This is a genomic window from Arthrobacter sp. 10N44_2 (assembly GCF_056394385.1).
Genome location: NZ_JBFTHT010000002.1, coordinates 150,260 through 163,301 on the forward strand (window position 1 = coordinate 150,260; position 13,042 = coordinate 163,301).

The 13,042-nt window shown below is 63.4% G+C and carries 13 protein-coding genes; 9 read left to right on the forward strand and 4 right to left on the reverse strand.

All coding sequences use genetic code 11. The features are described from left to right. The first annotated feature begins 142 nt into the window (after positions 1–142). Positions 143–1,108, forward strand: coding sequence for a type I pantothenate kinase (gene coaA / locus AC1DBX_RS03615; RefSeq protein ID WP_026266484.1), 966 nt, complete (start codon positions 143–145; stop codon positions 1,106–1,108). 10 nt (positions 1,109–1,118) lie between these two features. On the opposite strand, the gene AC1DBX_RS03620 is transcribed toward coaA, so the two are convergent. Continuing rightward, on the reverse strand, positions 1,119–1,412 hold the full coding sequence (locus AC1DBX_RS03620) for a hypothetical protein (protein WP_476931095.1): 294 nt from the start codon (positions 1,410–1,412) through the stop codon (positions 1,119–1,121). A 79-nt stretch (positions 1,413–1,491) separates the two neighbouring features. Between AC1DBX_RS03620 and AC1DBX_RS03625 the strand changes: the two genes are divergently transcribed. Further along, positions 1,492–2,061, forward strand: a complete 570-nt coding sequence (locus AC1DBX_RS03625; RefSeq protein WP_476931096.1) for a M15 family metallopeptidase — start codon at positions 1,492–1,494, stop codon at positions 2,059–2,061. 178 nt (positions 2,062–2,239) lie between these two features. Here AC1DBX_RS03625 and glmM read toward each other — a convergent pair whose 3' ends face one another. Next, positions 2,240–3,601: a phosphoglucosamine mutase gene (gene glmM / locus AC1DBX_RS03630; RefSeq protein ID WP_476931097.1), complete on the reverse strand. Its 1,362-nt coding sequence runs from the start codon at positions 3,599–3,601 to the stop codon at positions 2,240–2,242. Between the two features lie 217 nt (positions 3,602–3,818). Here glmM and AC1DBX_RS03635 point away from each other — a divergent pair, with 217 nt between their 5' ends. Both AC1DBX_RS03635 and AC1DBX_RS03640 read left to right on the forward strand, forming a co-directional pair. After that, entirely contained in the window at positions 3,819–5,036 is a 1,218-nt protein-coding gene (locus tag AC1DBX_RS03635) for a bifunctional glycosyltransferase family 2/GtrA family protein (RefSeq protein WP_476931098.1), read from the forward strand. Next, entirely contained in the window at positions 5,033–6,958 is a 1,926-nt protein-coding gene (locus AC1DBX_RS03640) for a glycosyltransferase family 39 protein (RefSeq protein ID WP_476931099.1), read from the forward strand. Before AC1DBX_RS03635 ends, AC1DBX_RS03640 begins: the two co-directional genes overlap by 4 nt. Before the next feature lie 81 nt (positions 6,959–7,039). Here the strand turns inward: AC1DBX_RS03640 and rpsI are convergent, their stop codons facing one another. Then, the gene (gene rpsI / locus AC1DBX_RS03645; protein WP_018773707.1) at positions 7,040–7,549 is read right to left on the reverse strand and encodes a 30S ribosomal protein S9; all 510 of its coding nucleotides are present in this window, start codon (positions 7,547–7,549) and stop codon (positions 7,040–7,042) included. A 36-nt stretch (positions 7,550–7,585) separates the two neighbouring features. Then, positions 7,586–8,029, reverse strand: a complete 444-nt coding sequence (gene rplM, locus AC1DBX_RS03650) for a 50S ribosomal protein L13 (protein ID WP_015937805.1) — start codon at positions 8,027–8,029, stop codon at positions 7,586–7,588. Between the two features lie 321 nt (positions 8,030–8,350). Between rplM and AC1DBX_RS03655 the strand changes: the two genes are divergently transcribed. The 5 genes from AC1DBX_RS03655 to AC1DBX_RS03675 all read left to right on the forward strand — a co-directional run bounded on the left by AC1DBX_RS03655 (position 8,351) and on the right by AC1DBX_RS03675 (position 13,036). Then, a complete protein-coding gene (locus AC1DBX_RS03655) occupies positions 8,351–9,052 on the forward strand; it encodes a prepilin peptidase (RefSeq protein WP_476931100.1) in 702 nt (233 codons plus the stop codon). 268 nt (positions 9,053–9,320) lie between these two features. Further along, on the forward strand, positions 9,321–9,527 hold the full coding sequence (locus tag AC1DBX_RS03660) for a Flp family type IVb pilin (protein ID WP_476931101.1): 207 nt from the start codon (positions 9,321–9,323) through the stop codon (positions 9,525–9,527). Between the two features lie 142 nt (positions 9,528–9,669). Continuing rightward, positions 9,670–10,398, forward strand: coding sequence for a Flp pilus assembly protein CpaB (gene cpaB, locus AC1DBX_RS03665; protein ID WP_476931102.1), 729 nt, complete (start codon positions 9,670–9,672; stop codon positions 10,396–10,398). A gap of 95 nt (positions 10,399–10,493) precedes the next feature. Further along, positions 10,494–11,591, forward strand: coding sequence for a CpaE/TadZ family protein (locus AC1DBX_RS03670; RefSeq protein ID WP_476931103.1), 1,098 nt, complete (start codon positions 10,494–10,496; stop codon positions 11,589–11,591). Then, complete coding sequence (locus AC1DBX_RS03675; protein ID WP_476931104.1) at positions 11,588–13,036, forward strand: CpaF family protein; 1,449 nt, start codon at positions 11,588–11,590, stop codon at positions 13,034–13,036. The genes AC1DBX_RS03670 and AC1DBX_RS03675 overlap by 4 nt, the downstream gene beginning before the upstream one ends. Positions 13,037–13,042: the final 6 nt, after the last annotated feature.

The window sequence follows — 13,042 nt, forward strand, 5'->3', positions numbered from 1 at the left end:
CATAAGCCTAGCGGGTTTCCGGGAGGGAGGACGTGGGACGGCGGGGCGTGACGGCCCCTGCACGGGGCTCAGGACGGCCTGCCCCGGCTTCCACCGGCCAGTCCATTTCGCTCTCGGCGTTGTGAAGGGCAGAATCTCTAGGGTGACTTTGCAACGCAATGAAGCGAACGGGGAAGGTGTCTCCCCGTTCGTGGAGCTGGACCGGCAGACCTGGTCCCGGCTCGCTGCCCAGATGGAGCAGCCCCTTAATGAAGAGGATGTGTTCCGCCTTCGCGGCCTCGGGGACCCCCTCGACATCAAGGAAGTGCGCGAGGTCTATCTGCCGCTGTCCCGGCTCCTGCACCTTTATGTGGAAGCCGCGGGCCAGCTTCACGCGGCCACCACCACCTTCCTCGGCGAAAGCACCCAGCGCACGCCGTTCGTGATCGGCGTGGCCGGTTCGGTGGCCGTGGGCAAGTCCACAATCGCCCGCGTCCTGCGCGAAATGCTCAGGCGCTGGCCCGGCACCCCCAACGTGGAGCTCATCACCACGGACGGATTCCTCTACCCGCTCGCCGAGCTCAAGCGCCGGCAACTACTCGAGCGCAAGGGTTTTCCGGAGTCCTACGACCGCCGTGCCCTGCTGCGCTTCGTGAGCGAGATCAAGGGCGGCGCCGAGGAAGTCCGGGCCCCCTGGTATTCCCACGTCACCTATGACATCGTCCCCGGCAAGGAAGTGGTGGTGCGCCGCCCGGACGTGCTGATTGTCGAGGGGCTGAACGTCCTGGCCCCGGCCCGGCCGCGGCAGGACGGCAGGCAGGGCCTGGCCCTGAGCGACTTCTTCGATTTCTCCATCTACGTCGACGCGAAAACTTCGTATATCGAGGAGTGGTACGTGGACCGGTTCCGCAAACTGCGGAGCACAGCCTTCGCCCAACCGGAATCGTACTTCCACCGTTACGCAACACTCTCCGATGCCGAGGCCGAAGAGACCGCCCGTGAGATCTGGAAGCGCATCAACGAGCCCAACCTCGAGGAAAACGTCCTCCCGACCCGGGGCCGCGCGCAACTGGTCCTCACCAAGGACGCCGACCACTCCATCCGCCGGATGCTGCTGAGGAAGGTCTAGCACAGATGTGCTACGACGACGCGGACGGGACGGCGGGACGGCAGGAAGCCGGCCAGGAATCGCCGAGCCGCCGGGCCTTCAGCCGCCTGCTGCTGGCGGGCACGGGCCTCGCGGCGCTGTCCGCCTGCACCCCGGCCCAGTCCTTCACCCCGTCCGGCACGCCGGGGCCGACGCCGGGCACGGGCAGTTCGACGCCGACCGCCGCCGCCGCGGCGTCGACCCCGCCGGCAAGCTCATCGTCGGCTTCCGTTCCGGAAAGCACCACTGCGGCGGCACAGACGCCGACGACGGCGCCGTCTGTCACTCCATCGGCCGCGGCGCACCCTCCTTCGGCCGCGGCGCCGGGGCCGCAACATTCCCTCTCGGACCCCACCAGCCCGTGGGTGGTCGTCAACAAACACCGCCCGCTCTCCCCCGCCACCTTTGTGCCGCCGGACCTGGCCCGGCCGGCCGTCCGCCTGGCAACGTCGGGCGAGGCGGCGCTGGTGAACGGCACGACGGCGGCAGCGGCTGAGAGGATGTTCGCGGCCGCGGCTGCCGACGGCGTCATCATCACCCTGGCCAGCGGGTACCGTTCGTTCGCGACGCAGCGGGCCACCTACGGCAGCTACGTGAATTCCCGCGGACAGGCGGAGGCAGACACCGCCTCGGCCCGGCCCGGCTACTCAGAGCACCAGACGGGCTGGGCGTTCGACATCGGCGACGGCAGCGGGGCGGACTCTTTCACGCCCCAGTTCAAGGACCGTCCGGCGGCGATCTGGGCAAAGGCGAATGCCCACCGCTTCGGCTTCGTGGTCCGCTACCCGTGGATGCTGCACGAAATCACCGGGTATTTCTACGAGCCATGGCATCTGCGCTTCATCGGCAAGGAGGCGGCCGCGGACATGCGCGCCCGCGGCATCGGCACGCTCGAGGAATACTTCGGCCTGGAAGCCGCCCCGGCGTACTTGTAGGGCGGCGCCCGCCTACCCGTGGGGCAGCGTCGGTCCGCGCGGAATTTCCCCATCTTTGCCACCACGACGCCGGCACACGCCGGCGCAACCGGCCCACACGCCGTCGGACGCGGGCATAGGTGGGGAAACCCGGCGTCGCCGGGCACAGCGATTCGCGGACGAAACGGTTGCCGGACGGCTACTCGGGGACGAGCTCCAAAGCCAGTTCGGTCCGGACCACCTGGGCCAGTCGCTCCGCGACGCCCTGGGCGGTTTTGTGGTCTGCGGCCTCCACCATCACGCGCACCACCGGCTCGGTGCCCGAGGGGCGCAGCAGGACGCGTCCGGTGTCGCCGAGTTCGGATTCTGCCGCGGATACTGCCTGCGCCACCACCGCATCGCCCTTGACCCGGGTACGGTCCACGCCCTTGACGTTGATGAGGACCTGGGGCAGCTTGGTCATCACCGTGGACAGCTCCTTGAGCGGGCGGCCGGTGAGTGCCACCTGGGCAGCAATCTGCAGTCCCGTCAGTACGCCGTCGCCGGTGGTGGCGTGGTCGGCAAAAATTACGTGCCCGGACTGCTCGCCGCCAAGGCTGTAGCCGCCGTTGCGCATTTCCTCGAGGACGTAGCGGTCCCCCACGCCGGTTTCGCGCAGGCTGATCCCGGCATCGCGCAGGGCGATCTTCAGGCCGAGGTTGCTCATGACGGTGGCCACGAGGACATCATCCCTAAGCTTTCCGGCGTTCTTGAGTGCCACGGCCAGGATGGCCATGATCTGGTCGCCGTCCACCTCGTTGCCTTCGTGGTCCACGGCGAGGCAGCGGTCGGCATCGCCGTCGTGCGCGATGCCGAGGTCCGCCCCGTGGTCCAGGACGGCCCGCTTGAGCGGGCCGAGGTGCGTGGAGCCGACCCCTTCGTTGATGTTGAGCCCGTCAGGTTCGGCGCCAATGACGATCACGTTGGCCCCGGCGTCCTTGAACACCTGCGGGGAACAGCCGCTGGCCGCGCCGTGGGCGCAGTCGAGGACGACCTTCAGGCCGTCCAGGCGGTGCGGAAGCGTGCCGAGCAGGTGCACGATGTAGCGGTCCTCGGCGTCGGAGAAGCGCTGGATGCGTCCCACCTCACCGCCGACGGGCCGGAAGGGCTCCTTGCCGAGCTGCACTTCGATGGCGTCCTCGACGTCGTCGGGCAGCTTCTGGCCGCCGCGGGCGAAGAACTTAATGCCGTTGTCCGGCGCGGGGTTGTGGGAGGCGGAGATCATGACGCCGAAGTCGGCGTTGAGGTCCGCCACGAGGTAGGCGGCGGCCGGGGTGGGCAGCACGCCGGCGTCGTAGACGTCGATTCCCGAGCTGGAGAGCCCCGCCTCGACGGCAGCCGCGAGGAACTCGCCGCTGGCTCTCGGGTCGCGTGCCACCACTGCGATCGGCCGCTTTCCGGTCGTGTTGCGGTCATGGCCAAGTACGACGGCGGCGGCCTGAGCCAGCTGCAAGGCGAGCTCGGCGGTCAGCAACCCGTTCGCCAGGCCCCGGACTCCATCGGTTCCAAATAATCTAGACATCGGACCAAGCTTAGTCGATGGCCGGCCACACGAGGGGGTGCACGCCATCAATCCGCCGTAGAGGCGACGATCCCGGCACATGGAAATGGCCACCCGAGCCAAGCGGGTTGGCCGACTACTTGGTTTTGAAGTTTCTTGTACTCTACTTTCCCCAAAAACCTACTGCCTTTTCCAGGATGCGTTTAGGCTTCGTGGCATGAAACCTAGCTCTGGGGGCTTGGCGCTCGAAATCGTAGTACCGGTCTTTAATGAACAGGCCGTACTCGAAAACAGCATCACTAAGCTCGCGAATTACTTATCGCAAGAAATGCCTTCGACGTGGCAAATTACGATTGCGGACAATGCAAGCACGGACAATACTTCTACTATTGCCCAACGCTTAGCGGCGCAGTTGCCAAATGTTGTTCACCGAAGGCTTGAGGTCAAGGGACGCGGGTTCGCGCTGAGGGATGCGTGGAGCGCATCCTCGGCCAACGTCGTCGCATACCTCGATGTCGATTTGTCAACGGACCTCGCCGCCCTGCCCCCACTCGTAGCTCCGCTGCTGTCTGGCCACTCGGACATTTCCATCGGAACCAGACTGGGGCAGAGTTCCCGGGTGAGCCGCGGGCCAAAGCGCGAGTTCATTTCACGGTCCTACAACTATCTGCTCCGACGGACCCTTCAGGTGAAGTTCTCCGACGCCCAATGTGGATTCAAAGCCCTCCGCGCAGACGTAGCTAGGAGGATTCTCCCCCACATCGAGGACAACGGCTGGTTTTTCGACACGGAAATGCTGATCATCGCCGAGCGCTCCGGCCTGCGGATCCACGAGATTCCCGTGGACTGGATTGACGACCCCGACAGCCGAGTCGACATCAAACAGACCGCGTTGGATGATCTGCGTGGTCTGGTACGCGTTGCCGGAGCTCTTTTCAAGGGGACCATCCCGGTTCAAGCCATCTATGCAGAACTGGGTCGCAGGCCGATCGCCCCTCCGGGACGGCCCAGCTTCTTTGGCCAAGTACTCCGGTTCGGAATCGTCGGGGCGCTGTCCACCATCGCCTTTGCGCTGCTGTACCTTGTCCTTCAGGCTCCATTCGGTGCGCAGCAGGCAAATTTCATGGCCCTGTTGCTGACCGCCATCGGCAACACAGCGGCCAACCGCCGTTTTACGTTTGGCATTAGCGGGCCGGTCAAGCTATTCACACAGCAAATCCAAGGCCTGGTCGTGTTCCTGCTCGCGTGGACCATGACGTCGTCGTCGCTGGCCATCCTCCACACGGTCAACGCCGACGCCCCTCCGAACCTTGAACTGATAATCCTTACCGGGGCAAATATTCTCGCAACCCTGATGAGATTCGTGCTGCTGCGAGTCTGGGTATTCCGCGACAGCCGCAGCGGCGGCCGGACCGCCGCACTCGCCCTGGCGCCCGCCCAAGGAGCAGCCCAGTGAGCCGCATCGCGGCTGACACCGCGGGTGCAACCGGTACACGCGGCGTCGGGTCCCAGCATCGGACGCCGGAACTTGTGGCCAGAGTTATTCGCGGCCGGTTGCCGGATCCAGTCTGGGAGCGGCCGGCACTGCTGATTCTCCTTACTTGCACAACGCTGCTCTACACCTGGGGGCTTGACCGTAACGGGTGGGCGAATTCGTTCTATTCAGCGGCTGCGATGTCCGGCTCGCTCGACTGGACCTCGTTCCTCTTCGGTTCGTCCGATCCGAACAACGCCATAAGCGTGGACAAGCCCCCGCTCAGCCTCTGGGTCATGTCACTTTCGGTCCGGATGTTCGGGCTCAACTCCTGGAGTTTGCTCCTCCCGCAGGCCGTCATGGGCGTCGTCAGCGTCTATCTCCTCTACCGCATGGTCCGCAAGCGCTTCGATGCCGCGACATCACTTTTGTCCGGCACGTTCCTGGCAGTCATTCCAGTTGCCACGGTGATGTTCCGCTACAACAACCCAGACGCGCTGTTGACGCTGCTCATGATTGGCATTGTCTATTTGACACTCGAAGCTGTGGACAGCTCCCGGATTCGGTGGCTCCTGCTGGCTGGAGTCCTTACGGGCGCGGCGTTCCTGACCAAACAACTCCAAGTTCTCCTGGTGTTGCCGGCCGTGGGGATGACCTACCTGGCCTTTGCGCGCGTTCCTGCGGTTAAGCGTTGCTGGCAACTTTTGGGCGCACTCGGGGCTGCCGCCGTGACCGGGGGATGGTGGCTGCTTGTGGTCCAGCTGACGAGCCCCTCCCAGCGACCGTTCATCGGGGGATCAAGGAACAATAGCGTCATCGAACTGACCCTTGGTTACAACGGGCTGGACCGCCTCACTGGCGCGGATGCCAGCAGGACAATGGCTCCTGGTGCGGGGACCGCCGACAAACTGGACGCTGGCTTCCAACGGTTTCTCCAGCCGCAGTTCTCCGGTCAAAGTGGCTGGTTCCTTCCGTTGGCCATTGCGGGGCTCTGCCTGGCCGTCTGGTATCTGAGGCGGCGCCAAGGGCGGCCCGGGGCACGCGCGCTTCTCCTGGCCTGCGGCATCTGGTTTGTCTGCGCAGCAACTGTGCTGGCCTTCATGTCGGGAATCGTGCATCCCTACTACGTACTCACGGCAGTGCCGCCCCTGTGCATCCTGGCCGCGGTTGCCTTGATGCACTTCCTTCGTGGCCTGCAGCGGACCAGAATTCGGATTCTGACCGGCCTCACCTTGATCGTGAGCATGGCCTTTGCCTGCATCACCGCCGCCTATTCGGTGCAGGAGATTCCGTGGATGCCGGTCGTCATGCTCTGTCTATGGGGCCTAGCCATCGCTGCAGTCTTCGTTCGGGCCCCGGGGCCCCGAGTGGCAAAAGCGTCCTCACTTCTTCTCGTGGCCACGCTGTTCACCGGGCCCGTCATCTGGTCGATGAATACAGTTCTGAACTCTCACACAGGAGCAGGAGTTAACGCCGGACCCAGCATCTTCGGGTTTCGGACAGATGACCGGTCCCGCTCGTCCCCCGATACGCCCTCAAGCCTCCTGACGGTTGTGTTCGGTGACGTGCCGTCACCGGCACTGTTGGAACGCCTCCGCCAGTCGCCCTCGTCCGCCGCGTGGGCGGCAGCCGTGGTGGGTTCAGAGTCGGCGGCCAACTATCAACTGGAGCTGGGCCGGGCAGTCCTGCCACTCGGCGGCTTCGATGGCACAGACCCTTTCCCGACCCTCGAGCAGTTCAAAGTCCTGGTAGAGGAGGGGCGTGTGGGATCTGTCGTGATCCAGGGTCTGCCGCCGCTCACTGTTGAAGGGCGCGGCGAGTCAGCTCGAATCGTCGAATGGGTCAGGCAGCGGTTCGTTGCCGAGGACATCGACGGAGCACAGTACTTCCAACTCACCAAATAAGGGGCCCTTGAAACGGCGAAAGCCCGTCCCGCCGAGTGGCGGAACGGGCTTTCGGAGGGGCGCTTTGCGCCCCAAGCGGGATTAGCGCTTGGAGTACTGCTGAGCCTTGCGAGCCTTCTTGAGACCAGCCTTCTTACGCTCGATGACGCGGGCGTCACGACGCAGGTAACCGGCCTTCTTCAGGGTGGCGCGGTTGTTCTCGGTGTCGATCTCGTTCAGCGAACGGGCGATGCCGAGGCGCAGGGCACCGGCCTGGCCGGAGATGCCGCCACCGTGGATACGGGCGATGACGTCGTAGGCGCCGTCAAGATCGAGGATCTTGAAGGGCTCGTTGACATCCTGCTGGTGCAGCTTGTTCGGGAAGTAGTTCGCCAGCTCGCGGCCATTGATGGTCCACTTGCCAGAGCCCGGCACAACGCGAACGCGTGCGACGGCTTCCTTGCGACGGCCAACTGCAGCGCCGGCAACGGTCAGTGCCGGGCGTTCCTTCTTCGGCGCAGCTGCTTCCGCAGCACCGCTCTCCGAGGTGTAGCTGGTCAGGTTTTCCTCAGCCTCAACGGCTTCGGTGGTCAGTTCTTCGTTCTGAGCCACGATTCTCCTTGATAAAAAGTTGGTTGGTGGCCAGGACTACTGGGCGACCTGGGTGATTTCGAAAGTCTTGGGCTGCTGGGCGGCGTGGGGGTGCTCTGCACCGCGGTACACCTTCAGCTTGCCCAGCTGCTGTGCAGCGAGGGAGTTCTTCGGGAGCATGCCCTTGATGGCCTTCTCCACGGCGCGAACCGGGTTGGACTCAAGCAGCTCCGCGTAGTTGACGGAGGTCAGGCCGCCCGGGTAGCCGGAGTGGCGGTATGCGCGCTTCTGCTCCAGCTTGGCGCCGGTGAGGGCAACCTTTTCAGCGTTGATGATGATGACGAAGTCGCCCATGTCCATGTGGGACGCAAAGGTGGCCTTGTGCTTGCCGCGCAGCAGGATTGCGGTCTGGCTGGCAAGACGACCAAGGACAACGTCGGTGGCGTCAATGACGTGCCACTGGCGGTTGATATCGCCGGGCTTCGGGGTGTACGTACGCACGGTGTTTGCCTCGTTCTTGTTCTGGCGTTCTTGTTTTAGGCGTCACTCTTACGGTGCACCTACTATCTATGCGCTACCGGAACAGAGGTGAGGGCTCTATGTAACCAGTCATCCTGAGGTCTCGAATGTGCACGTTGAGTAGCTATCCTGCAACCGGATTCTCAAGCGGGCACGCACCATCGAGATAGGACACGCACAACGACTACCAAGAATAGCCGACTGCGGCCTCTTGGGTCAAAATGGGGTGTCCGGATGCATCCTGTCTGCCCCTCTCGTTGCGCAGACTGTCCCATGCCGGCCCGCCGCATCCCTGGAGGAACCGTGTCCCACCCCGTCACCGCCGGCTCCATCTCCCTGCTCTCCGTGCAGCCGACCGGACCGTCAACCGGGATCCTCTTTATAGCCGGCGTTGGCCTCCTGGGAGCGTGCCTGGGCCAGTTGGCAGAGCTCCTCATCGGGCGCGTACTCCCCCATGTCAGCGGACCGCTGACGGTACGACTGAGAATTACGACGGCGGCGGCCACTTTTGCACTCTCGGCCCTGCTGGCCTGGCGCTTCGGGCCCTCCCCCGAGCTCCCCGCCTATGTCTTACTGGCGGTTGCCGGCGTCCAGCTGGCGCGAATCGACCTTTTGCACCATTTACTGCCCAACCGGATGGTTTTACCCCTATTGGGAGCCGGAATTGTGCTTCTTGGGATCGCCGCAGGGATGTCCGGCGAGGCAGGTAGCCTGCTACGCGGAGCTGCCGGCGCCTTAATTTTGTTCGTTTTGTACCTCTTTCTTGCCCTGACCAGCCGAAACAGCCTCGGAATGGGTGATGTGAAGCTCGCCGCGCCGCTTGGCCTGTACTTGGGCTACCTAGGCTGGCCCCACTTGTTCTACGGCGGAGCACTGGGATTCGTCGCCGGAGGTCTCGCCTCGGCTGTCATTATGCTGAAAAACCGCGGAAACAAGCCAAAGGAAGTGGCCTACGGGCCCTCCATGCTGGCAGCCGGCCTGGCCGTTATCCTGCTGCTGCCCTAGGTAGCCTCCGCACGCGCAAAGGTGCCGATTAAGTAAGACGCCTTATTAAACCAAGTAATCGGGCCCCGCCCCTACTTGGAAACTGAGTACACCTCTCAAATGCGGGCAGGTGGTGTCCACATTTTCCTTCCAAAAGTCGAGTATCGAACTTCATTGCCGTGCCGTTTGCGGCCGTGCAAATGTTGTTCCAACGAAGCTCCAGCAAATACGCAAAGGGGATTTGCCGGAAATTCGTTCACTATTCAAATCTCTGGAAAAGGAAAAGAAAATGACTGGTCTCATGGTCTCAATGCTCGCTTTTGTCTCTGGAATCAAGAACCGCCTCTCGGACGAGGAAAAGGGCGCCACCGCCGTTGAATACGGAATTATGGTGGCCCTCATCGCGGTGGTCATCATCGTCGCGGTGACCACCCTGGGCACCAACCTCAACTCGGCCTTCCAGAACATCGTCAACAAGACGACTCCTGTCGGTTAGCCCGAAGCCACCACTCTGCCGGCTGTTCCCTGCATCGGGGCAGCCGGCAGAGGCGTTAGTGGGCGGGCAGCCGCACACAACCCTGACGCCAGCGCGTGCGTCCACGCATTGTTGAGGTGTATCAAGAGGTGAGGAAGTAACCATGAAATCCCGACTACTCGCAGGGCTAGCTGCGCTGGTCTTGGCGATCGCCGGCACACTGATGCTGGTCAACTACGTATCGAATGCCGACCGCCGGGCACAGGAATCACTCGAACCTGTTGACATCGTCGTCGTCGACACTCCGGTTCCAGCCGGAACAAAAGTGGAAGACCTGGCCTCGCATGTCCAGGTCCGGTCCATCCCCAGTGCGGCTAAGGCCGAAGGTGCGCTGACTTCGCTTGACGGTTCCAGCGGGCAAGTCACGTCCGTCGCATTGGAACCCGGGGAGCAGGTCCTTGCGAGCCGTCTCGTCGATCCGTCGCAACAGACCACGCCTGGAGCTGTTAAAGTCCCTGACGGCATGCAGGAAGTCACTATCCTCCTCCCGCCGGAAAGCGTGGTGGGCGGCACTCTCCGGGCAGGTGACCTTGTGGGCCTCTACGTCACCCAAACTGACCCGGCGTCGTCACAGATGGCCAGCACGCAACTGGTTTTCGACAAAGTACTCGTCACCGCTGTCCAGCAGGCCCCGCCTAGCGATGGAGCTGCAGAGAAGGGGATGTCTGCCGTTCCCAACGGCTCATCGTTCGTCACCCTGGCCCGCAATTCCACTGACTCGGCCAAAATCATTCTGAGTGCCCGCGTCGGCAATATTTGGTTGACCAAGCAGTCAGTGAAGACCCCGGCCAGCGACCGCACGCCAGTCAGCACGATCGGCATCTTCAAATGAGCCGCTTTCTAGCCCTTACCGCAGCAGCCGAGTTCGAGCACCGGCTCGCCACGTCGCTGGGAACAGCCCATGAGCTCCAGGTTGCCGAACCCGCAATGCACGGCGAAACCCCCGCTGGAGTGCTTGCCCGTAACAAAGGCGGCGCCGTCGATGTCATCATCTTCGGTCCCGACGCGAACGCCGAGCATGCGTTGTCCCTGGCTGCCAGCCTGGATCAGCTGTACCCCGACATAGTGATCGTCCTAGCGGGGGGCTCGACGCCCGAACGGACACTGGCCGCCATGCGGTCCGGCATTCGGGACGTGATTAGTCCTGATGCGGAACCGGACCAAATGCGCCTGGCACTAGAACGCGCAGCCCTTGCCTCCAGCACCCGCAAACTCGCGGCTGCCGAGGAAGCTAGTCAGCCACGCGCCCGCGGACGGGTGATCCCCGTGATGTCGCCTAAGGGCGGCGTGGGGAAAACCACCGTCTCGACCAACGTTGCCGTGGGCCTGGCCAAACTGGCCCCGATGGGCGCCGTAATTGTTGACCTCGACCTCCAATTCGGAGATGTCGCCTCCGGCATGGGGCTGGAACCGGAGTACACCATCAGCGACGCGGTGACGGGAGAGGCCTCGAATGATTCCATGGTGCTGAAGGCCTTTCTCAGCAGGCATCCGTCGGGTGCCTACGCCATGTGCGCCCCAAAAAGGCCTGCGGAAGCGGACCTGGTCAAGCCGGTGCACGTGACTACCCTGATAAACCAACTCTCGCTGGAGTTCCCCTACGTAATTTTGGACACCGCACCAGGCCTCGGCGATGTGGTCCTGGCCGTCCTGGAGCTGGCGACCGACGGCATTTGGGTATGCGGCATGGACATCCCCAGCATCCGAGGACTGAACCACGGGCTGGAAGTCCTGCGTCAACTGGACCTCATGCCACCGTCGAACACCATCGTTCTGAATTTCGAAGACAAGCGAAGCGGCCTGACTGTGCAGGATGTCGAGGCCACGGTCGGCCTTCCCGTTGACATCCTGCTGCCTCGCTCCAAGACGCTGCCGTTCTCAACGAATGTCGGGGTCCCACTGCTTCATAACAATCGGAGGGATCCTGCCCTGAAGGGCCTCAGAAACCTGGTGGACCGGTTGCAAGCGGGTGCTGGGTCGTCACTTTCCGGTAAGAACGTCCCCCGAAGGGCGGATATCTCATGAGTCTCATCAACCGGCTGGAAGCCGCAGGCATGACTGCCGAGGGCCGCATGCCAACAGGCCATCCACAAGGCAAGCCGGCACCGCTAGCTGCACCCGTGCCTTCGAAAAGTGGTGGTGGGCGCTTCGAGGACTCCTCAAAGGCGCCGCTGACCGCGACCCCGGACGCACTCGCCGGCATCAAGAAACGCGCCGCGGACGAGCTCACCACCCGCCTGGGCGGCCGGATTACGGATAACAGCCTCGACGAAGGCGACGTCCGGCGGATGGTCCGGGAGGCCCTCGGGGCATTCATCGACGACGAGCAGGTCCCCCTGACGCCCGAGGAACGACGCCGCCTGATCCGCGAGATCGTCGACGAAATCCTGGGTTTTGGCCCCCTGCAACGGCTTCTGGATGACCCCCTGGTATCGGAAATCATGGTCAACGGAGCCAACAGAATCTATGTGGAGCGCGGCGGCCGGCTGCACTTGACCGGCACCACCTTCAGCTCGGATGCCCATCTGCGGCGGGTTATTGAACGCATCGTTTCGAGGATCGGGCGCCGCATCGACGAGTCGTCGCCGCTGGTTGATGCCCGTCTTCAGGACGGTTCCCGCGTCAACGCTGTCATTCCGCCGCTGGCGGTGGACGGCCCGTCCTTGACCATCCGCAAGTTCTCGGCTGCCCCGCTGACCGTGAACGACCTGATCACGTTTGATTCCATCTCTCCGGCCATGGCCCAGGTGCTGGATGCGTGTGTCAAGGCCCGTCTGAACATCATCGTGTCCGGTGGCACCGGCACCGGAAAAACCACTCTGCTCAACGTCCTGTCCTCCTTCATTCCCGACGACGAGCGAATTGTCACTATCGAAGACGCCGTGGAATTGCAACTGCAGCAGGATCACGTGGTCCGCTTGGAAAGCAGGCCGGCAAATATTGAAGGCCGAGGAGCCGTCGATATTCGGGATCTCGTGCGGAACTCCCTGCGTATGAGGCCGGACAGGATCGTGGTGGGCGAAGTCCGCGGCGGTGAAGCGCTGGACATGCTCCAGGCCATGAACACCGGCCACGACGGATCTATCTCCACCGTGCACTCGAATTCGCCGCGGGACGCCATCGCCCGGTTGGAAACCCTGGTGCTCATGGCAGGGATGGATCTTCCGTTGAGGGCTATCCGCGAGCAAATCGCGAGCGCTGTCCACGTGATCGTGCAATTGAGCCGGCTCAAGGACGGAACACGCCGAGTGACCCACATCACGGAAGTCCTGGGCATGGAAGGTGACGTCGTGACGCTTCAGGACGCTTTCGTCTTCGACTACGCTGCCGGAGTCGACGCCGACGGACGGTTCATCGGAAAGACCGTGGCCACCGGTGTTCGACCGCGTTTCGTTGAAAAATTCGCCGAAATGGGGATCGCCCTGCCGGCAGAGATGTTTGCCCCCATATCCCGGGTTCAGGGGCGGTGAGGACAG

Coding starts and splice junctions, on each gene's coding strand:
- glmM (WP_476931097.1), bottom strand. CDS start 3,601: ATGTCTAGATTATTTGGAACCGATGGAGTCCGGGGCCTGGCGAACGGG.
- AC1DBX_RS03660 (WP_476931101.1), top strand. CDS start 9,321: ATGACTGGTCTCATGGTCTCAATGCTCGCTTTTGTCTCTGGAATCAAG.
- cpaB (WP_476931102.1), top strand. CDS start 9,670: ATGAAATCCCGACTACTCGCAGGGCTAGCTGCGCTGGTCTTGGCGATC.
- AC1DBX_RS03670 (WP_476931103.1), top strand. CDS start 10,494: ATGCACGGCGAAACCCCCGCTGGAGTGCTTGCCCGTAACAAAGGCGGC.
- AC1DBX_RS03675 (WP_476931104.1), top strand. CDS start 11,588: ATGAGTCTCATCAACCGGCTGGAAGCCGCAGGCATGACTGCCGAGGGC.